This is a genomic window from Amycolatopsis keratiniphila (genome assembly GCF_000400635.2).
In the GTDB taxonomy this organism is placed as follows: domain Bacteria; phylum Actinomycetota; class Actinomycetes; order Mycobacteriales; family Pseudonocardiaceae; genus Amycolatopsis; species Amycolatopsis keratiniphila.
Genome location: NC_021252.1, coordinates 1,042,692 through 1,062,217, shown reverse-complemented (window position 1 = coordinate 1,062,217; position 19,526 = coordinate 1,042,692). Strand labels below are relative to the sequence as shown.

Here is a 19,526-nt window from a genome sequence, read left to right as displayed (position 1 = left end):
TGAGATCAGGTTGGCCGGACGCGAGAGTACGCCAAGCCTCACCGTGGATTCTGCCGTGACCACGGTGAAGTGCGCGTTGATTCGCCGAAGCGGACAGAAATGTGACACTCGCAGCGAACATGTCTCACCTTGTGGCACGCTAACGGCCATGTCGCAGAATCCGGGGGCTCCTTTCCCTCCTCAGAACGTCCCTCCTCAGCAATGGCCTCAACACCAGCAGCAGTGGCCTCAGCAGCAAGGCCGGCCCCAGCAGCCACCCAAGAAGAAGGGCCTGACCACCAAGGTGAAGGTGCTGCTGCTCGTCGCCGCGCTCGTCGTGGCCGGCGGCGGGATCGGCCTCGTCCTCGTGATGAAGTCGGCCGCCGGACCGGAGAAGCAGGCCACCAAGGTGGAGGCCGGCGACTGCGTCCAGCTGACCGGCACCGGGAAAGAGGCGGACGCGGTGAAGGCCGCCTGCGACAACCCGCAGACGCCGTACGTCGTGAGCGTCAAGGGCACGGTCAAGGGCGACTGCCCGGAGGGCTTCTACAGCTACTCGGTAGCGACCCCGCTGCGCGGTGAAGGCGTCGGACTCTGCCTGGGGATCAACGCCCAGGTCGGCCTGTGTTTCGACGACATCAAGACCAAGACCCCGCCGCCGCTGGTGAACTGCTCGGGAGCGCGGCTGAAGATCAGCGAGGTGTTCGACAAGGCCAGCTACGTGAACAGTCCGTGCAAGGAGGGCACGGAAGAGGTGATCTCCTACACGGCGTACGGCGCGACGCAGAAGTTCAAGAGCGCGACGATCTGCTTCGTCAAACCCTGACGAAGCGGATCAGCGGGCCGAGACGGGCATGGGCACGCTGGACGTGCTCGGGCTCGGCGTGGTGCTGCGCGGCGGTTCCGGCTGGGCGCCGCCGCCCAGCTGCGCGGGCAGCAGACCGGCGTTGACGCCTTGCGGCGGGGTGAGGCCGGTGTTCGGCTGCTCTTCGCTGCCGTCACCCGAGGTCGCGACCAGGGCCAGGGCACTCAGGACCAGGCCCGAAACGACGACCCCGGCGCCTTGCGCGTACTTCCGCCGGGCGAGACCGAACCGCCCGCCGCCGAGGACGTTCGGCGACTGGCCCAGCGGCGCCGATGATCCCAACGGCGCGGTACCGCCCAAGACCCCGGTGTCGCGGAGGCCGGCGACCCGGTCGGGCCGCTGGATGGCGACGAGCTGGCCGTCCGCGGTCATCGCCAGGTTGTCCGGCGTGCCGGGGATTTCGGTGTTCTGCGGGATGGAGCAAAGGCTGGCCAGGAAACCCGCCGACATCGACGGGGCTCCCGCCTGCTTCACGGCCGCGACGGCCTGGCGCTGGGCGGTCACCTCGGCGGCACAGGACTGGCAACGGGCGATATGCGCCGAAGCCCTGTCCTGGGCGCCGAGGGTCAGCTCGCCGTCCACGAAGGCGACGATGGCGTCCGGAAGCAGATGCGACTCGGGGAGTCCCCAACCTCGCGGTGCGGTCATACCCCCACCTTCGCAGACTCCTGCGCCGCGGCGCGACGACGCTCCAAAGAAGCACGAAGCGCCTGGCGGCCGCGGTGGATCCGGCTGCGCACGGTGCCGAGCTTGACACCGAGGGTGGCGCCGATCTCCTCGTACGAGAGGCCTTCGACGTCGCACAGCACGACCGCGGCACGGAACTCGGGCGGCAACTCGTCGAGCGCGGCCTGCAGATCCGGGTCGAGGTGCGTGTCCGAGTAGACCTGCTCGGGGCTCGGGTCGTCACCGACGATGCGGTCGGTGTCCTCGGGGAGGCCTTCCATCCGCACGCGGGAGCGGCGGCGGGCCATGTCGAGGAAGAGGTTCGTGGTGATGCGGTGCAGCCAGCCTTCGAACGTGCCGGGCTTGTAGGACGCGAGCGAGCGGAAGACCCGGATGAAGGTCTCCTGCGTCAGGTCCTCGGCATCGTGGGCGTTGCCGGTCAGGCGGTATGCCAGCCGGTACACGCGGTCGGCGTGCTCACGCACGACCTCGTCCCACGAGGGCGGCGTCCATGCGGCCTCGTCCACCGTCACCGGCGTGACCTGGTCCGCGTGCTGGTCCTGCATCGTCTCCTGCATCGGGGAAGTAGGCACCTCCATCAGCGTCTTCTCCCAACTACTCCACCCAACGCGGGCGATGAGCACGGTGTTCCCGTTGTCGAGGACCAGTCTGTCCGGCCTGCTTATGTTTCTAGTGAGACTGGACTGAGAGGAGGCTGAGAAGTCGTTACCAGGAGTCTTCTGCTCTTTTGGCGATAGGCAGCGCTAACCTCCGCGTGTGAATTCCGGGACGCATGCGGGCTCGCCTGCCGAGGCCGCCGACGCCGATCTCGTCGACGGCTACGTCCCCGACGACGAGGTACTGGCCGCCGCGCGGGCGCGGTCGGCCGATCTGGGCTGCGGTCCGCTGAGCGCGGGCGCGGGTGCGACTCTCCGTTTTCTGGCCACGACGCTGCGGGCGAAGGCCGTCGTCGAGGTCGGGACCGGGGCCGGGGTGAGCGGGTTGTGCCTGCTCGGCGGCATGGTCGACGACGGGATCCTCACCTCGATCGACATCGAGCCGGAGTACCACCGCGCGGCGCGGGCGGCGTTCCGCGAGGCCGGCTACCCGCCGGGGCGGACCCGGCTGATCATGGGACGCGCGCTCGACGTCCTCCCCCGGCTCACCCCCGGCGGCTACGACCTGGTGTTCGTCGATTCGGCGCCGGTCGAGTACCCGAGTTGCTACGAGAAGGCCGTCGCGCTGCTGCGGCCCGGCGGGATACTGGCGTTCCACAACGTCTCGGGCACCAGGGTGACCGACCCCTCACGGCGTGATCCGGACACTCTCGCGCTCCGGGAGGTCGCGCGGGCCTTCAGGGAGGACGAGCGGCTGGTCCCGGCGCTGTTGCCGGTGGGCGGCGGGCTGCTGGTCGCCGCGATCGCGTAGCAAGGGACCTTTGCTACCACTTCCCGGACCACCGCGACCACGGCCACCGCGGCGAGGGCCAGCCAGGCGGCGGTGAGCACGATCAGCCACGTCCAGCCCGCGTGCCCGTACACGGTCGCGCCGACGGCGCCGCCGACGCTGCTGCCGAGGTAATACGAAAGCGTGTAGAGCCCGCCCACCTGGCCGCGGGCGTTCTCGGGCGCCTCCGCCGCGGCCCAGCCGTTGGCGACGGCGTGCGCGGCGAAGAACGCGCCGGTCAGCACCACGAACCCGGCGACGACCATGGGCAGCGAGTCGGACAGCGTCAGCGCGGCGCCCGCGATCGTGAGCAGCAGGGCACCGGCGAGCGACCGGCGACGCCCGAATCGGGCGACGAGTTTGCCCGCCGTCGCCGAGGAGACCGAGCCGATCGCGTACGCGAGGAAGACGAGGGACGCGATCGCGGGCGACAGGTTCAGCGGCTCGCCGGTCAGGCGGAACCCTGCGGCGTTGTACAACGCGACGAACGAGCCCATCGCCAGCAGCGCGACCGCGTACTGGACCAGCAGGACCGGCTTCCGGACGGCCGCGCCCAGCCCGGCGAGCACCGCCTTGCCGTGCGCGCGGAACCGCTCTGACCTGCGACGATCCGCGAAAGTGGTAGCAAAGGTCCCTTGCTCCCCCGGCGGCAGGGCCAGCACCGTGACCACCGTGCAGACCAGCCCGACCACCGCGACGACGAGCAGCGCGCCCTGATAGCCGAACGGTCCAGCGGTGAACCCGGCCGCGAGCCGTCCGACCATGCCGCCGACGGTGTTCCCGGCGATCATCGCGCCCACCGCCGCCGCCAGCCCGGCCTTGCCGAGCCGTTCCGCGAGGTAGGCCGCGGCCACTCCGGGGAACCCCGCGATGGCGACCCCCTGCAGCGCCCGCAGCACGAGCAGCGCCGGATAGCTGGGCGCCAGCGGCAGCAGGAAACCGAAGACGACCGACGCGACCACCGAAGCGAGGATCACCGGACGCCGTCCCACGACCTCCGAAAGCGCCGCGATCGGCAGCACGGCGATGGCGAGCGCGCCGGTCGCGACGCTCACCGCGAGCGAGGCGCCACCGGGATCGAGGTGGTACTGCTCGGCCAGTTGCGGCAGCACCGGCTGGGGCGCGTAGAGCAGCGCGAACGACGAGATCCCGGCCGCGGCGACGGCGATCGTCACGCGGCGGGTGGTTCCGGTGGCAGGCACGATCTCGAAGCTAAGCCTGGCTAAACGATACGTCTAATACGTTCATCTGCCACAATCGATACCGTGCTGAATGAAAGGATGACCGCCCAGCTAGCCCCCCAGCTCGCTCTGCTCACCGCACTCCGCCGCACGACGAACGTCACACGCGCGGCCGAGCTGCTCGGTGTCCCGCAGCCCACGGTAAGCCGCCGGATCGCGGCGCTCGGCGAGGCCCTCGGCGCACCGCTGACCGTCCCCGACGGCCGCGGCATCCGGCTCACCCGGGCCGCCGAACTGCTCGCCGACGCCGCGGAACGCGCTCTCGCCGCCGTCGACGCCGGGGTCCGCCAAGCCCGCGAGGAGGTCGACCCGGAATCCGGGCACATCGTCCTCGGTTTCCTGCACCTGCTCGGCCGATCACTGGTCCCCACGCTGCTCCGCGGCTATCGCGCGGACCATCCGGGCGTCCGGTTCACGCTGGTCCAAGGCTCGCGCCAGGACATGGTCGACAGGCTGACCAGCGGCGAACTGGACCTCGCGCTGCTCGCGCCCGCCCCCGTCGACGATCCGCTGCTCGACACCGCCGTGCTGTCCGAGCAGGAGATCTTCCTGTCCGTGCCGACGTCGCACCGCCTCGCCGACCGGCCCAGCGCCGCCATCGAGGACCTCAAGGACGAGGAATTCGTGCTCCTCGAAACCGGCTACGGCCTCCGCACCATCACGGACGAACTGTGCGCCGCGGCCGGCTTCGAGCCGAAGATCGCCTTCGAGGGGCAGGAGTCCGACACGGTCCGCGGGCTCGTCGCGGCCGGGCTCGGCGTCGCACTCCTCCCCCGCTTCGAGCCGGGAAGTCCGGCAGGTGTCGCCGAAGTCCCGCTGGTGCCGCCGGTCGGCCGGACCATCGGGCTGGCTTGGCGCAAGGACGTCGTCCTGCCGCCCGCCGTCCTGCGGTTCCGGGAGCGGGTCCGCGCGCAAGCCCGTTGACGATCGTCAGGGTCGGTTCCTGTCGTTCGTCCACCACGCGAGCGCGTCGTTTTCGCTAACTTCGGGTGAATGTACGACGACATCGTGGAGTTGGCGGGCGGGAGCCCGAACTGGCTTCAGGCGACGGCAATCCTGTTCACCGAAGCAGGACTGCTCGCCTTCGCGGGACTCTTCGCCTGGATGCTGTGGCGGGCGCGCACCTCGCCCGTCCGGATCGCCGCGGCACTGCTGCCGCCCGCCGCGACCGCGATCGCGTACTTGATCAGCGAAGGCCTGAAGAGCGTGATCCAGGAGGACCGGCCGTGCCGGAACCTCGTCACGCTCGTCGACTGCCCGCCGATCGGCGACTGGTCGTTCCCGAGCAACCACTCCACCATCGGGGCGGCGGCCGCCGTCGGGCTGGCACTCGCCTGGCGGCGACTCGCGCCGTGGGTGCTCCCGGGTGCGGTGCTGATGGGGTTCTCGCGGGTCTTCGTCGGCGCGCACTACCCGCACGACGTGCTCGCCGGGCTCGTCCTCGGCTCCGTGACGGCGTGGCTCGTGTTCCGGTACCTGACCGGCCCCGCGACCGGGATCGCCCGGCGGCTCACCGCCCACGCCGGCGACGCGCCGACCCAGCCCATGCCCAGGGTCGACCTGCGGAGTGGTAGCAAAGGTCCCTTGCTCCCACCCCGCAGGTAACCGCAGGTCAGGCGTAGGAAGCGACCAGTTCGACCAGCGTCCGCGCCGCGAACCCGGTGGCCCCCGGCACGACGTCGGCGTAGGTCTTGTCGGCCCGCGCGGGGCCGGCGATGTCGAGATGCGCCCACGGCACGTCCCCGACGAACTCCCGCAGGAACAGCGCCGCGACGATGCCACCGGGGCCGCCCGGCGCCTGCCGGACGTCGCCGAGCGAGCCCTGCACGGTCTCGGCGAGGTCCTCCAGCAGCGGCATCCGCCACCACGCCTCGCCGACCCGCTCGCCCGCCTTCGTGACCCGCTCCGCGAGCGCGTCGTCGGTGGCGAAGACGCCGCCGGTGCGGACGCCGAGCGAGACCTTCATGGCGCCGGTCAGGGTCGCCGCGTCGATCACCGCGTCCGGCTTGTGCTTCTTGATGCCGTAGACGAGGGCGTCGGCCAGGACCATCCGGCCCTCGGCGTCGGTGTTGCCCACCTCGGTGGTCTTGCCGCCGTAGTGCCGGACGATGTCGCCCGGCCGGTACGACGAACCGGACACGTGGTTCTCGGCGGCGGGCACCAGCGCGGTGACCTTGACCGGCAGGCGCAGCGCGGCGATCGCGCGGACCGCGGCGATGATCGCCGCGCCGCCCGCCATGTCGGTGCGCATGAGGTGCATGCCGTCGGCCGGTTTGATCGAAAGGCCGCCGGTGTCGAAGGTGATGCCCTTGCCGACCAGCAGCAGATGCGTTTTCGCCCCGCGCGGCCGGTACTCCAGCTCGATCAGCCGCGGCGGCGCGGCCGACCCGCCACCGACGGCGAGGACGCCGCCGAAGCCCTGCTCGGCCAGCCACTTCTCGTCCCTGGCCGTCACGGTCAGGTTCGGGATGCCGCCGGCGACGCGGACGGCCGTTTCGGCGAGCCAAGCGGGCGTCTTGACGTTCGACGGCGTGTTCGCCAGGTCGCGTGCGAACGCGGCGGCCGCGGCGAGTTCGCGAACCCGCTCCAAGGCGTCCGCGGCGTGCTCGTGCCGTGTGATCAAGCGCACGGTCCGCAGGCTCGGCTTCGGCTCCTCGGCCGTCACCGTGAACCGGTAGCCGCCCAGCAGCAGCCCGAACGCGAGTTCCTCGACGTGCTCGGCGCCCGCGTCCTCGGGCAGCTCGACGGCGAAGGCGCGGAACGCCTTCTGGCCCGCCTTGACGTCGTCTTCGAGCGCCGACGAAACGGCGCGGACCAGCGCGGCACCGGCCTTGCGGTACTGCTTCGGCTCGCCGTCGCCGACGCCCGCCAGCCAGCGGACGCCGCCGGTCGGCACGGTCTGCACGTCACCGGCCTTGCCGGTGGGCCGCACGCCGCCGATCTCCGCGAGCCCGGCGTCACCGTCCTCTTCGGACGGCGCCGCGATCAACGTGGCCAGCGGCGTACCGCGCCTGAGGTCGTCCGAGACTTCGAGTTCGAGCAGCTTCCCCGGAACGGGGGGTAGCGGGTTACGCACAGTGAGCGACCTCCGGGCGCAGATGAACCGCGACCCCGGCCTCCGAAGGGAGACCGGGGTGCGGGTGGTTGAACGTTGGTGCGGTCCGGCTCAGCCGGTGACCTCCTGCAGGGCCGCGCCGAGATCCTTCGCTTCTTCCGCGGAGAGTTCGACGACGAGACGCCCACCACCTTCGAGTGGTACGCGCATCACGAGGCCCCGCCCCTCCTTAGTCACTTCGAGGGGACCATCTCCGGTCCGGGGCTTCATGGCCGCCATAGCGTGCTCCCTCCGTCTCAACCGGCGCGCCCGGGTCGCGCTCGTCAAAGCCAGCCGGGTCTACTGTCCATTGTCCCTCATCAGCGGCCGAGCGCGAACGCGGACCGATCTTTTGCCGCCGTATCGGTGCTGGTATGCGGCTCGCGAGGCTGAAAGACTCGTCTCAGACCGCAGTTTCGCCGACTAGGAGATCCCGTGACCACATCCGACGTTCTGCTGACCGCCGACGCCGATGGCGTGCGCACCTTCACGCTGAACCGGCCGCAGGCGTACAACTCGCTGACCGTCGAACTCAAGGAACTGCTGCTGGCGGGCCTGACCGAGGCCGCGGCCGACGACAGCGTCCGCGCGGTCGTGCTGACCGGTTCGGGCAAGGCGTTCTGCGCCGGTCAGGACCTGAAGGAGCACGTCGGGCTGCTGCAGGCGGGTGACCCCGCGCCGCTACACACGGTCAAGGAGCACTACAACCCGATCGTCAAGACGATCGTCGGGATGCCGAAGCCGGTCATCGCGGCGGTGAACGGCCCGGCGGCCGGCGCGGGCGCGGCCTTCGCGTACGCGAGCGACCTCCGGATCGCGGCGACGTCGGCGAACTTCCTGATGGCGTTCGCGAACGTCGGCCTCGGCCCGGACTCGGGCGCGTCGTGGACCTTGCAGCGGCTGATCGGCCTCGGCCGCGCGGCCGAGCTGATGCTGATGGCGCGCACGGTCGACTCCGCCGAGGCGCTGACACTGGGACTGGTCAGCGAGGTCGTTCCGGACGAGGAACTGGCCGCCCGCGCGCAGAAGGTCGCCGCGAAGCTCGCGTCCGGCCCGACGGTCGCGTACGCGAAGATCAAGAACGTCCTCGCGGTCGCCGCCGAGTCGTCCCTCGAAGAGGCGCTCGACGCCGAAGATGCGGCGCAGTCCGCGCTGGGCGCGACGGCCGACCACACCGAGGCCGTCGAGGCCTTCGTGGGCAAGCGCAAGCCGAACTTCCAGGGCAAGTAGCGCTTTGGGCCTCGTGAGTGGCGTTTCGGGTTCTAACCCGAAACGCCACTCACGACCGGGCCCGGATCGCTTCGGCGCTTGCGCGTGATCGATGAGACGGCGCGTGTGATCAGATGGACGACACACGTGACTGGACGGACGACACGCGCGCAGCCGAGGCCGGTCCTCGAGCCGTCCGCCTGGACACGTGTGTCGTCCGGCTGATCACGCGTGTCGGCCATCCAGTCACGCGACACCGCCACCCGCACATCAGCGGTGAGTGCCCAAGATCGGGACCCGAAACGCCACTCACGAGCCGGCCCGGAAGCAGTCCTTCACGTGGTCGTCGACCATCCCCGTCGCCTGCATCAGCGCGTAACAGGTCGTCGGCCCGAGGAACACGAAGCCGCGCTTCTTGAGTTCCTTCGCCATCGCCTTCGACTCGTCGGTGATCGCCGGGACATCCGCCATCCGCCGCGGCCGGGCGTGCGAAGCGGGCGCGAACGACCACAGCAGGTCGTCCAGCGGAACGTCCAGCTCCGAGATCGCCCGCGCGTTGTTGATCGCCGCCAGGATCTTCGCCCGGTTCCGCACGATCGACGCGTCCGCCATGAGCCGGGCGACGTCGTCGTCGGTGAACAGAGCGACCTTCTCCGGCTCGAATCCGGCGAACGCCTTCCGGAACGACTCCCGTTTCCGCAGGATCGTGATCCACGAAAGCCCGGACTGGAACGACTCCAGGCACAGTCGCTCGTACAGCTCTTCGTCGCCGTGGAGCGGGACGCCCCATTCGGAGTCGTGGTATTCGGCGTAGTCCGGCGCCGAATTGCCCCACGAGCACCGCTTGATCCCGTCCGCCCCCAGCAGACCCGCCTCAGCCAACCCTGTACCCCTCCGCGTACTTCACGAATCTCTGCAGGCTCAACCGCAGTCCCAGTTCGAAGCCCGGTTTCGCGACCGGCCAGCCGAGCCGTCCGACGACGCCGAACGGCGGCCGCAGATGCTCCGCCCAGACGAACGTCGAGGCATGCGGCCCCTTCTCGATCACCTGGAAGACCCCGGTGCCCTGCACGATCTTGCCGAGATGCCGCACGACGCAGCGCAGCGGCGGCTCCCAGCTGGTGATCTCCATGGTGTCGGTGAAGCCGATCCCGGCGACACCGGTGAACGCCGACAGCTTCGAACCCACGCTGCGCCCGTTGCCCTCGACGACCTTGACCTGAGTGCCGAGCATCCATTCGCCCTGGCGTTCCCAGTCGGTCAGGGCGAGCCAAGCCGTCCCGGCCGGTACCGCGACGTCGACGGAGACGACGACATCGGTCACCTGGCGCCCTCGCGCTCTTCCTCGAGTTCGGCCACCTTGGCCCGCAGGTCCTCGATCTCGACGCCGAGCCGCCGCATCACCCAGTCCACTTCGGACATCTTGTAGCCGCGCAGCACCATCTGATAGCGGACGGCGTGGACGTCCTCGGCGGTGATGTCCTCGGCGGGCAGCCTGGTCGGCGAGCCGCCGGGCGGCAGCGGGGCCAGCTCCTCACCCCGGCCGAACACCACGGCGGCCAGCAAAAACACCACGGCGGCCACCAGCAGCATGACTACGAGATAGATCAGGGCGGTCGTCACGCCACGATCGTGGCACACGAACGCCACGATCGTCGCGCCAGCAACGCGAGTCGCACGCTGAGCACCACCCAGAGCACCATGAGGATCCCGCACGGCACCGACAGGAACAGTCTCGACGCGTCGATGAACCCGGTGGCGATCACCAGCAGCGCCACCGAAAGCAGGTTCAGCCCGACGGCCTCGCCGATCAGCACGCCGGCGGTCCTGACCAGCCGGGTGCCGTCCATCCGCCGGGAAAGCCAGCGCATGCTGAGCAACGCGAGCACCCCCAGCATCGGCACGATGAACACCGAGCCGTGGGTGAACTGGGCGACGTACTTGTACCAACCCGGGGTCGGCGTCGCGAGCTGCGACCAGTCGCCGAAGGTCCATTTGCGGGCGAACTCCCAGGCGAGCTGCATCATCGGCACGCCGAGGATCAGCTTCCACAGGGTGCGGGTGCCACTGTGCATCCCCAGTTCGGCCTGATAGTCCCGCGCGATCAGCTGCACCGGCCCGAAATCGTCGACGGCGCGCCGTTGCGCCTCGTACTCGCTCCAGCCGCCGTCGCGATACGCGTCCGCGGCGTCGTTGAGCCCGTCCCGTGCCTCACGCAGCAGATCCCGCTTCGCCGACGCCGGCCCCTCCAGCCGGGCGCGCAATTCGCCCAAATAGGCCTCGATCACCGTCATGCCGTGGCTCTCCGACTCCGTGCGGCGACCGCGAGCCGCATGCTGAACAGGATCCAGGCTCCGGACATGACCGCGCACGGCACGCTGACGAGCATGCGGGCGGGCTCCAGCAGCCCGGTCGCGCCGCCGTAGGTCGCGACCGCGAGCAGGTTCAGTCCCACCGCGCCCGCCAGCGACCAGGAGACCGTGCGGGCGACGGGCGGACCGGCTGCCCGCCGGGAAAGAAGCCGGGCCGCGATCAGCCCGGCGACCGCGACGGCCGGCGACAGCGCGGCCAGCGTGTCGGCCGCGCCGATCGCGCGGTGGTACCAGGACGGCGCGTCGCCGAACCGCGACCAGTCACCGAAGCCCCGTGCGAGATCCCAGCCGAGGATGAGCAGCGGGACACCGGCGATCAGCTCCCACAGCACGCGGATGTCGCGCCGGAGTCCCAGTTCCGCCTGGTAGTCACGGGCGATCAGCTCCGCCGGGCCGAAGTCGGCGACGGCACGGCGTTCGGCTTCCGCCTCGTCGATGCCGCCCGCGCGATAAGCCTCGGCAGCGTCCGTCAGACCGTCTCTCGCCTCGGTGAGCAGGTCGTTCTTCGCCGACGACGGCCCGCGCAAGCGGGCGTCCAGCTCGCCGATGTAGGCCTCGATCGCGTTCATGCGGCGAGCGCGGGCCGGGGCCGGAAAGCCGGTGAGAGCAGCCAGAAACTGAACGCGACCCAGCCGAGCGCCACCAGGTTGCACACGAGGCTCACGTTCATCCTCGACGGATCGAGGACCGTGGTGCTCACGGTGAGCAGCAGCAGCGCCAGCAGGTTCGTGCCCGCCGCGGCACCCACCGTCCACCGCGTCACCTTTCCCAGCCTCACGCTGTCGAGCCTGCGCCCCAGCCGCCGCGCCCCGAAAAGCGAAACCGCTCCGATCACGGCCGGAACGAGGACCAGGACGCCGAAGAGTTCGATGACGGCCATGTACCACTCCGGGTTCGGCTTTCCCGAGCGGCTCCAGTCGCCATAGGTCCAGATCCGCGCCAGCTCCCAGGTCACCTGGATCAGCGGCACACCGACGATGACCTTCCACAGGGTGCCGATGTCGCCGCGCAAGGCCAGCTCGGCCTGATAGTCACGCGCGATCACCGCGACCGGGCCGAAGTCGGCGACGGCACGGCGTTCGGCTTCCGCCTCGTCGACACCGCCCTCGCGGTACGCCTCGGCCGCGTCGACCAGGCCGTCCCTGGCCTCGGTGAGCAGATCGGCCTTCGCCCCCGCCGACCCGCGCAATCTGGCGTCCAGATCACCGATGTAGGCCTCGATCGCGTTCATGCCGTGCTCCCCCCGAGGACACCACCGATCACGGTGGTGAACTCCTGCCACTCCGCCCGTTCCGCCGCCAAGGCCTTCTGCCCGGAGCGGGTGAGCTTGTACGTACGACGTTTGCGGCCGGACACGACGTCCCATTCGCTGGCGAGGTAGCCGGCGCGCTCCAACCGGCGAAGCGCCGGGTAGACGGTGCCGGTCGGCAGGTCGAGCGCACCGTCGCTGCGGAGCTGGAGCGCCTCGATGATGGCGTATCCGTGCAGCTTCCGGCCGTCAAGGACGGCGAGGAGCAGCGCGTCGAGGTGCCCGCGCAGGCTGTCGGCCTTCATAAATAGACAGTCTACACATCGCCGCATGCCAGGGTAGCCGGGACTTTCCCGGACCGGCCTCAGGGAATGTCCCCGAGATCACCCCGATTTCATAGATTTAGTGGCTACATGTAGCCAGCCTACGTATACAGTGCTTCGACATGGACGCACTCCCGATCGCGAGACTCCAGTTCGCGACGACGACCTCGTTCCACTTCCTGTTCGTACTGCTCACACTGGGGCTCGTGACACTCGTCGCGGTGATGCAGACACGCTCCGCGTTCGGCGGCAAGCCGGAGCTCACGCGGATGACTCGCTTCTGGGGCAAGCTTTATGTGATCAATTACGCGCTGGGAATCGTCACCGGAATCGTGATGGAATTCCAGTTCGGGCTCACCTGGACCGGTCTGTCCGCGGTCGCGGGCGACGTCTTCGGCGCCCCGCTGGCCATCGAGACACTGGTGGCGTTCTTCGCCGAATCGACTTTCCTCGGGCTCTGGATCTTCGGCTGGGGGCGACTGAACAAATGGGTCCACCTGGCGCTGATCTGGCTGGTCACGCTGACCGCGTACGCCTCGGCGCTGTTCATCATGGTGGCCAACTCGTTCCTGCAGAACCCGGTCGGCACGCACGCCGAGAACGGTGTGCTGAAACTCGACGACTTCGGCGCGCTGTTCACCAACCCGGCACTGACTAGCTCGCTGCCGCACGTGCTGAGCGCCGCGCTCATGACCGGCGGCTTCTTCGTGGTGGGCGTCAGCGCGTACCACTTCATCAAGCGCACCAAGGAGATCGAGTTCTTCCAGCGGTCGATGCGGATCGGCGTGCTCACCTCGCTGATCGGCAGCACGCTGGTGATCGGCTTCGGTTTCGCCCAATTCGGCCCGCTCGGGGAGTACCACCCCGGCAAGCTGGAAGGAGCGGATCCCGTCGTCGGTGCCTCCCTGGGCTTCATGATCCAGATCGGCTTCATCGCCTTCCTCGCGTCGATCCTCGGCACGCTGCTGCTGTTCCGGAACTGGATCACCAAGGTGCGGCCGCTGCTGTACCTGATGGTGCTGGCCATCCCGCTGCCGTTCGTCGCGGCGATCCTCGGCTGGCTCGTGCGGGAGATCGGCCGTCAGCCGTGGCTGATCCGCGGGCAGCTGACCACCGCGGACGCCGTCGCGTCGATCCCGGCGGGGCAGATCCTGTTCTCCTTCATCGCTTTCACGCTGTTGTTCCTGGTGCTCGCGATCGCCGACTGGGTGCTGATGTCTCGGGTCGCCAAACGCGGCCCCGACGCGAGCGAAGAGGCGCCCGCGCCCCGTGCCGAACTTCCCGTCCTGAGTGGAGTCTGACCGATGGTGATCCTCTGGTGGTGTGTGCTCGGTTTCCTGACGGCCGGTTATTTCGCGCTGGCGGGCTACGACTACGGCGTCGGGATGCTGCTCGGCAGGCTCAGCCGTGACGAGGCCGGGCGGCGGCGCGTGCTCGGCGCCTTCGGCCCGTTCTTCCTGGCCAACGAGGTGTGGCTGGTGGCCGCGGTCGGTGTCCTGTTCGGCGCTTTCCCGCATCTGGAAGGGAAAGTGTTCGCCGGGGCGTATATCCCGGTGGTGACCCTGCTGCTCGGGCTCGTCACGTTCACCGCGGCGGTGCAGTTGCGCAGCAGGCGGCCGGACGCGGGCCGCGGCGCCTGGACGCTGGCGATCACCGTCGGCGCGTGGGTGACGGCGGTGTCCTGGGGTGTGTTCCTCGGCAACCTCGTGCTCGGGCTCCCGCTCGACGCGGCCGGGAAACCGAGCGGCGACGTCCTCGCGGTGTTCAGCCCGTACGCGCTGCTCTGGGGTGCCGGGTTCGTCGCGCTGTTCGCCTTGCAGGGCGCGGCCTTCCTCGCCGTCCGGGCACCCGCGGAATTCACCGCCCGCGCGAACCGGATCGCCAAGGCCCTGCTCGCGCCCGCGCTCGCGTTCCTGGTCGTGGCGGTCGGCTGGGGCGCCGTCGAGACCACCGCGTCGTGGTCGGTGCTGCCCGCGATCGTGCTGGCGTTCGGCGCGCTGGCCGTCGCGGCGGCGGCTTTGCGTGCAGGGCGGCACAAGACGGCGCTGGTCGCCACGATGACGTTGTCCGCGTCGCCGGTGCTGGCGGTCGGAACCCTGCGCCTGCCGGATGCCTTGGTGTCCTCTGTGGACGGAGGCTTCTCGTTGAGCCTGACCGAAGCGGCCACCAGCACCGAGATGCTCGGCCTGCTCACTTTCGTCCTGCCGCCCGCGCTCGTGGCGATCGCCGCCGTGCAGTGGGTGACCTGGCGCAGGCACGACACCCGCGTCGACCAGCGTTCGCTGCTGCACTTCTAGGAGCCCGAGATGCCTCCCCTTCCCGGATTGCGGCGCCACTTCGGCGTACTGGCCGTGCTCGGCACACTGACCGCCGCGGCGATCCTCGTCCAGGCCGACGGTCTCGCGACGCTGCTCACCGGCGGCGGCGTGACCTGGACACTCGTGGCCGCCATCGCGGTGCGGGCGCTGCTCGCGGGCGTCCAGGGTTCCGTCGGCGGCCGGTTCGCCGCGACGGTGAAGTCCGGGCTGCGCAAACGGCTTCTCGGCGCGGAGGCGGAGAATCCCGGCGAGGTCGCGACCCTGGTGACCAAGGGGATCGACGCGGGCGACGCCTACCTGACCGGTTATCTGCCGACGGTGGTGCTCTCGGCGATCGTGCCGGTCGCGGTGCTCGTCCGGCTGTTCGCCGCGGATCTGTCGTCGGCGCTGATCATCACCGCGACGCTGCCGCTGATCCCGGTGTTCGCGATCCTGGTCGGACAGCACACGAAGGCGAAGACCGCCAAGCAGTGGTCGCTGCTTTCCAAGCTGGGCGGGCATTTCCTCGACGTCGTGCGCGGGCTCGGCACGCTCAAGGTGTTCGGCCGCGCGGAGGCGCAGGCGAAGACCGTGCGGGCGATGGCGGACGCGCATACCGACGCGACCATGCGCACGCTGCGGGTCGCGTTCCTGTCCGCGCTGGTGCTGGAGCTCGTGGCGACGCTTTCGGTGGCGCTCGTGGCGGTGCCGATCGGTTTCCGGCTGCTGGAAGGCGGCATGGTCGTGCACACCGCGGTGCTCGTGCTGCTGCTCGCCCCCGAGGCGTACCTGCCGCTGCGTGCCGCGGGGGCGAAGTTCCACGCCAGCGCGGAGGGACTCGCCACACTCCGGGAAGCGCTGGCCGTCCGTTCGGAAGACGTCGCCGGGGGTGCCCGGGTGGCCCGCCACGGTGCGCCGCGGATCGTGCTGGAGAAGGTGAGCGTCGCGTACGGCGAAGAAACCGTACTGTCCGAAGTGGACATGACGATCGAGGCGGGTGAGCACGTCGCGCTCGTCGGGCCCAGCGGTTCCGGGAAGAGCACGCTTCTGGCGGTCTTGCTGGGGTTCGTGACGCCGACGGCCGGCCGGGTCCTCGTCGACGGCGTCGACCTGCGCGAACTGGATCCGGCCGCGTGGCGGGCCGGGACGGCGTGGGTGCCGCAACGGCCGACGTTGTTCACCGGGACCGTCGAGGAGAACATCGCCATGGGCCAGGTGCCGGACGTCCAGGCCGCGGCCCGCGCGGCGGCGTTCGACGAGGTCGTGCGAGGTCTGCCCGACGGCTACCGGACCCGGATCGGCGAACTGGGCGCGCCACTTTCGGCCGGTCAGCGGCAACGGCTCGGTCTCGCCAGGGCGCTGGCCCGCACCGAGGCGGGTCTGGCGCTGCTCGACGAGCCGACCGCCCGGCTCGACGCGGGGACCGAAGCGGCCGTGCTCGGCGCGACCCGTGAACTGCTCACCGGCCGGACCGCGGTGCTCGTCGCCCACCGGCCCGCGATGGCCGCGCTGGCCACCCGCGTCCTCGAAGTCCCCGATGGCGCCGTACGAGAACGGGAACTGGTGTGAACGTCTGGGGTGTGTCCACAAAGGATTTCGTACGCCTGGTCCGTGCCGGGCTGATCGCGGCCGGGGCCGAGCTGGCGGGGCTGGCGCTGATGGCCACCGCCGCGTGGCTGCTGCTGAAGGCGGCCGAACAGCCGCCGTTGGCGTCGCTCACCGTGGCGATCGTCGCCGTGCGGACACTGGCGTTGCTGCGCGGCGGGCTGCGGTACGCGGAGCGGCTCGCCGGGCACGAGGTCGTCCTGCGTTATCTCGGCGCTTTGCGGACTCGCGTGTACACGTCGCTGCTGCCGCACCGGGTCTCGCGGCATTCGGGCGGCGATCTCGTCACCCGCCTGGTGTCCGATGTGGACGCCGTGCAGGACGCGATCCTCCGCTGCCTGCTGCCCGCCGGCGTCGCCGCTTTCGTCGGCGCGGTGGCGACGACGGTCGCGCTGATCGCCAGCCCGGCCGCTGGGCTCGTGCTGGCACTCGGGCTCGCCGTCGCCGGCATCGGCCTGCCCTGGCTGTGCGTGCGGATCACCCGCGCGGCGGCGGAGGCGAGTGCCCCGGCCCGCGCCGACCTCGCCGAGCGGACGGTCGAGCTGATCACCGGGCGCCGCGAGCTGATCGCCTACGGCGTCCATGAGTCCACTGTGGACGCCGCGCACACCGCGGTCGATTCCCTTGCTTCGCGGGATCGGGCGACGGCGAACCGCACGAGCCTGCTGACCGCGGCCGGGATCCTCGTCCAGCTGCTGACCTGCGTCGTGATCGCGCTGACCGCCGGGGTTTCAGCACCGCTGACCGCGGCACTGGCCCTGGGCGCGCTGGCCGTGTTCGAGCTGGTCCTCCCGCTGACCGCGGCCGCCCAGCGCTGGGTCGAGGTCCGCGCTTCGGCCGAGCGGGTGCGCTCGCTGCTGACCGAACCGCCGCCCGCACGAGGGACCGCGAGGCCCGAACCGGGACATCTGCGGCTCGAAGGCGTCGGTGTCCGGTTCGACGGCAGGGCCCCGGCGCTGGACGGCGTCGACCTCGACCTGCCGCCGGGCAAGCGGATCGGGATCGTGGGGCCGAGCGGGGCCGGGAAGACGACTTTGCTGAACGTCCTGCTGGGTTCCGTGGCGCCGACGTCCGGGCGCGCCCTGCTGAACGGGAAGCCGCTGGAGACCTACGACCCGGCGCTGCTGCCGTCGGTGATTTCGGGCGCGCTCGCGGACGCGCACGTCTTCCACACGACGGTCCGGGAGAACCTGCTGCTCGCGAAGCCCGGCTCGTCCGACGCCGAACTGCTCGACGCGTGCGCCACGGCCGGTTTCGATCTGCCGCTGGATCGCGAGGTCGGCTCCGACGGCGACGCGCTGTCCGGTGGGCAACGCCAGCGGCTCATCCTGGCGAGAGCAGTGCTCTCGGCGCCGCCGGTCCTCGTCCTCGACGAGCCAGTCGAAGGGTTGGATCCGGAGCACGGCGACGCCGTCCTGGCCGACGTACTCGCCGCCGCGCGCGGGACCGTCGTCCTCGTGACGCATCGCGAGTCGCAGGTGGCCGGGTTCGACGAGGTGCTACGCCTTTAGACCGCGCACTTCGCGCATCGGCGGCCGGTCGCTGACCGACACCTCGGCCACCTCCGGCAGCCATTCGTCACCCACCTGCGCGAACTGGGTGAGCTGGGCCGGGTCGTCGGACTTGACGCCGCAGCGCGCGAGCGCCGTCCCGAGGATCTGGCGCGCCATCACACCCAGCTGAAGCAGCGAGCGGTTGCGATGCTTGCGTACGCCGAGGTTGACCTGAGCGAGCCCTTCGAGCCCGTAGCGCGCTTCGGCGTCGAGGATGAGCCCGATCTCGACGCCGTACCCGGCCGCGAAGGGCACCGACTCGAGGAACTCGCGCGTCGCGGCGTACTCGCCGCCGAGAGGCTGGATCAGCCCCGAGAGTGACGGGCGCAGCGCCGAGAGGACCGGTCGCGCCAGCAGCTCGGTGACCCGGCCGCCGCCGCTGCTCTCCAGCCGCAGCGGCCGCCGGTAGAAGCCCTTGACCAGGTGGACGCCGTCCTCGCAGAGCAGGGGCCCGAGGAGGGTCGGCACGAACGCCGGATCCGGGTCGACGAGGTCGGAATCGAGGAACACGACGACGTCACCGGTCGTCGCGGCCAGCGACCGCCACAGCACCTCGCCCTTGCCAGGCACCGGCGGCAGGCCGGGGAGCACGTCCTCGCGGTGCACCACGCGCGCTCCGGCGCGGGCGGCGAGCTCGGCGGTGGCGTCGGTGGACCCCGAGTCCATCACGATCAGCTCGTCGACGACCGTGCCCAGCAAGGGGCGGACCGTGCCGACGACTTCGGCGACGGTGTCCTCTTCGTCGAGCGCCGGTAGCACGACCGAAACCGTCCGGTCACCCTTCGCAGCGACGATGTCCTCGACCGTCCAGCCCGGGTTCTGCCAGGTGCGCCGCTCGAACCAACTCATGAGTAGTGATCGTGCCATGCTGGAGTCCGACACCCTGTCGATGGAGGAACCTTGCTACCGCTGCTCGTCCGCTTCGTGCTCGGCCCGCTGGTCAGAGCGCTGTACCGCCCCGAGATCCGCGGCGTGGAGAACATCCCCGCCACCGGGCCGGTGCTGCTGGCACCCAACCATCGGGCGGCGCTGGACACCGGCGTGATCACTTTCACGGCGATGCGGCAGGTCAAGTTCCTCGGCAAGGCGGAGTACTTCACCGGCCGCGGGCTCAAGGGCAAACTGATGGCCGGTTTCCTGGGCGGCCTCGGCTATGTCCCGGTCGAACGCGGCAACGCCCAGGCCGGTCTCGCCGCGCTCGAAGCGGCGCGGAAGGTGCTCGACGCGGGCGGCGCGTTCGCGATCTATCCCGAAGGCACCCGCTCGCTGGACGGGCGGCTGCACCGCGGGCACACCGGTGTCGCGGCGCTGGCGCTGGCGACCGGGGCGAAGGTGGTGCCCGTCGCGCTGACCGGTACCGAAAACCTGCAGCCCGGCGGTAAGCGGATCCCGCGGCGGGCGAAGATCACCGTCACCTACGGCGCGCCGCTGGACTTCTCGCGGTACGAGGGGCAGGACTCGTCGCCGGCGATCCGGCGTTCGGTGACCGACGAGATCATGTACGCGATCCTGGAGCTTTCGGGGCAGGAGTACGTCGACTCTTATCACAAACGGCCTGATCAGAGCGCTGCTTGACGGTCCGCGTGGGGCGCGGGTGGTAGCAAAGGTCCCTTGCTCTCCCACTGCT

General features: G+C 70.4%; 22 protein-coding genes and 1 pseudogene. 10 read left to right on the top strand and 13 right to left on the bottom strand.

The genetic code is table 11. From position 1 onward, the window contains the following. Positions 1-148: 148 nt before the first annotated feature. Positions 149-805 carry an LppU/SCO3897 family protein gene (locus AORI_RS46260; RefSeq protein WP_043847913.1) on the top strand — a complete coding sequence of 219 codons (657 nt, stop codon included), beginning with the start codon at positions 149-151 and terminating at the stop codon, positions 803-805. A gap of 9 nt (positions 806-814) precedes the next feature. Here the strand turns inward: AORI_RS46260 and AORI_RS46255 are convergent, their stop codons facing one another. Both AORI_RS46255 and sigE read right to left on the bottom strand, forming a co-directional pair. Then, complete coding sequence (locus AORI_RS46255; RefSeq protein ID WP_016331451.1) at positions 815-1,492, bottom strand: anti-sigma factor family protein; 678 nt, start codon at positions 1,490-1,492, stop codon at positions 815-817. Next, the gene (sigE, locus tag AORI_RS46250; RefSeq protein WP_034313360.1) at positions 1,489-2,109 is read right to left on the bottom strand and encodes an RNA polymerase sigma factor SigE; all 621 of its coding nucleotides are present in this window, start codon (positions 2,107-2,109) and stop codon (positions 1,489-1,491) included. Before sigE ends, AORI_RS46255 begins: the two co-directional genes overlap by 4 nt. A gap of 178 nt (positions 2,110-2,287) precedes the next feature. Between sigE and AORI_RS82760 the strand changes: the two genes are divergently transcribed. Continuing rightward, positions 2,288-2,938: an O-methyltransferase gene (locus AORI_RS82760; protein WP_038519085.1), complete on the top strand. Its 651-nt coding sequence runs from the start codon at positions 2,288-2,290 to the stop codon at positions 2,936-2,938. A gap of 23 nt (positions 2,939-2,961) precedes the next feature. On the opposite strand, the pseudogene AORI_RS84700 reads toward AORI_RS82760, so the two are convergent. Beyond that, a pseudogene (locus AORI_RS84700) lies at positions 2,962-4,131 on the bottom strand (MFS transporter); the annotation flags it as partial. Between the two features lie 105 nt (positions 4,132-4,236). Here AORI_RS84700 and AORI_RS46240 point away from each other — a divergent pair. Then, the gene (locus tag AORI_RS46240; RefSeq protein ID WP_016331448.1) at positions 4,237-5,121 is read left to right on the top strand and encodes a LysR family transcriptional regulator; all 885 of its coding nucleotides are present in this window, start codon (positions 4,237-4,239) and stop codon (positions 5,119-5,121) included. Between the two features lie 69 nt (positions 5,122-5,190). After that, positions 5,191-5,802, top strand: coding sequence for a phosphatase PAP2 family protein (locus AORI_RS46235; RefSeq protein ID WP_016331447.1), 612 nt, complete (start codon positions 5,191-5,193; stop codon positions 5,800-5,802). Between the two features lie 7 nt (positions 5,803-5,809). Here AORI_RS46235 and AORI_RS46230 read toward each other — a convergent pair whose 3' ends face one another. Further along, positions 5,810-7,273: a leucyl aminopeptidase family protein gene (locus AORI_RS46230; RefSeq protein WP_016331446.1), complete on the bottom strand. Its 1,464-nt coding sequence runs from the start codon at positions 7,271-7,273 to the stop codon at positions 5,810-5,812. A gap of 90 nt (positions 7,274-7,363) precedes the next feature. Continuing rightward, positions 7,364-7,531: a DUF3117 domain-containing protein gene (locus AORI_RS82755; protein WP_005155393.1), complete on the bottom strand. Its 168-nt coding sequence runs from the start codon at positions 7,529-7,531 to the stop codon at positions 7,364-7,366. Between the two features lie 195 nt (positions 7,532-7,726). Here AORI_RS82755 and AORI_RS46225 point away from each other — a divergent pair, with 195 nt between their 5' ends. Beyond that, positions 7,727-8,521, top strand: coding sequence for an enoyl-CoA hydratase/isomerase family protein (locus tag AORI_RS46225; protein ID WP_016331445.1), 795 nt, complete (start codon positions 7,727-7,729; stop codon positions 8,519-8,521). A 288-nt stretch (positions 8,522-8,809) separates the two neighbouring features. On the opposite strand, the gene AORI_RS46215 is transcribed toward AORI_RS46225, so the two are convergent. From AORI_RS46215 to AORI_RS46185, 7 genes are read right to left on the bottom strand one after another with little or no spacing between them, the layout of a single operon-like run. After that, on the bottom strand, positions 8,810-9,382 hold the full coding sequence (locus AORI_RS46215; protein WP_016331443.1) for a DNA-3-methyladenine glycosylase I: 573 nt from the start codon (positions 9,380-9,382) through the stop codon (positions 8,810-8,812). Next, positions 9,375-9,824: an SRPBCC family protein gene (locus AORI_RS46210; protein ID WP_016331442.1), complete on the bottom strand. Its 450-nt coding sequence runs from the start codon at positions 9,822-9,824 to the stop codon at positions 9,375-9,377. Before AORI_RS46210 ends, AORI_RS46215 begins: the two co-directional genes overlap by 8 nt. Beyond that, the gene (locus AORI_RS46205; protein WP_043847912.1) at positions 9,821-10,123 is read right to left on the bottom strand and encodes a DivIVA domain-containing protein; all 303 of its coding nucleotides are present in this window, start codon (positions 10,121-10,123) and stop codon (positions 9,821-9,823) included. The genes AORI_RS46210 and AORI_RS46205 overlap by 4 nt, the downstream gene beginning before the upstream one ends. After that, positions 10,120-10,794: a permease prefix domain 1-containing protein gene (locus AORI_RS46200; RefSeq protein WP_016331440.1), complete on the bottom strand. Its 675-nt coding sequence runs from the start codon at positions 10,792-10,794 to the stop codon at positions 10,120-10,122. The genes AORI_RS46205 and AORI_RS46200 overlap by 4 nt, the downstream gene beginning before the upstream one ends. Next, complete coding sequence (locus AORI_RS46195) at positions 10,791-11,441, bottom strand: permease prefix domain 1-containing protein (RefSeq protein WP_016331439.1); 651 nt, start codon at positions 11,439-11,441, stop codon at positions 10,791-10,793. Before AORI_RS46195 ends, AORI_RS46200 begins: the two co-directional genes overlap by 4 nt. Next, positions 11,438-12,103, bottom strand: a complete 666-nt coding sequence (locus AORI_RS46190; RefSeq protein ID WP_016331438.1) for a permease prefix domain 1-containing protein — start codon at positions 12,101-12,103, stop codon at positions 11,438-11,440. Before AORI_RS46190 ends, AORI_RS46195 begins: the two co-directional genes overlap by 4 nt. Next, the gene (locus tag AORI_RS46185) at positions 12,100-12,426 is read right to left on the bottom strand and encodes a helix-turn-helix transcriptional regulator (RefSeq protein WP_016331437.1); all 327 of its coding nucleotides are present in this window, start codon (positions 12,424-12,426) and stop codon (positions 12,100-12,102) included. The genes AORI_RS46190 and AORI_RS46185 overlap by 4 nt, the downstream gene beginning before the upstream one ends. A 140-nt stretch (positions 12,427-12,566) precedes the next feature. On the opposite strand from AORI_RS46185, the gene AORI_RS46180 reads away from it, so the two are divergent. From AORI_RS46180 to cydC, 4 genes are read left to right on the top strand one after another with little or no spacing between them, the layout of a single operon-like run. Continuing rightward, positions 12,567-13,745 carry a cytochrome ubiquinol oxidase subunit I gene (locus AORI_RS46180; RefSeq protein WP_016331436.1) on the top strand — a complete coding sequence of 393 codons (1,179 nt, stop codon included), beginning with the start codon at positions 12,567-12,569 and terminating at the stop codon, positions 13,743-13,745. Between the two features lie 3 nt (positions 13,746-13,748). Further along, on the top strand, positions 13,749-14,741 hold the full coding sequence (locus AORI_RS46175) for a cytochrome d ubiquinol oxidase subunit II (protein ID WP_016331435.1): 993 nt from the start codon (positions 13,749-13,751) through the stop codon (positions 14,739-14,741). 9 nt (positions 14,742-14,750) lie between these two features. Next, positions 14,751-16,310, top strand: coding sequence for a thiol reductant ABC exporter subunit CydD (gene cydD / locus AORI_RS46170; RefSeq protein ID WP_016331434.1), 1,560 nt, complete (start codon positions 14,751-14,753; stop codon positions 16,308-16,310). Continuing rightward, entirely contained in the window at positions 16,307-17,857 is a 1,551-nt protein-coding gene (gene cydC / locus AORI_RS46165; protein WP_016331433.1) for a thiol reductant ABC exporter subunit CydC, read from the top strand. Before cydD ends, cydC begins: the two co-directional genes overlap by 4 nt. Here cydC and AORI_RS46160 read toward each other — a convergent pair. After that, positions 17,846-18,748, bottom strand: a complete 903-nt coding sequence (locus tag AORI_RS46160; protein WP_016331432.1) for a glucosyl-3-phosphoglycerate synthase — start codon at positions 18,746-18,748, stop codon at positions 17,846-17,848. The genes cydC and AORI_RS46160 overlap by 12 nt on opposite strands. 51 nt (positions 18,749-18,799) lie before the next feature. On the opposite strand from AORI_RS46160, the gene AORI_RS46155 reads away from it, so the two are divergent. Further along, positions 18,800-19,474, top strand: a complete 675-nt coding sequence (locus AORI_RS46155) for a lysophospholipid acyltransferase family protein (protein WP_016331431.1) — start codon at positions 18,800-18,802, stop codon at positions 19,472-19,474. The last annotated feature ends 52 nt before the right edge of the window (positions 19,475-19,526 follow it).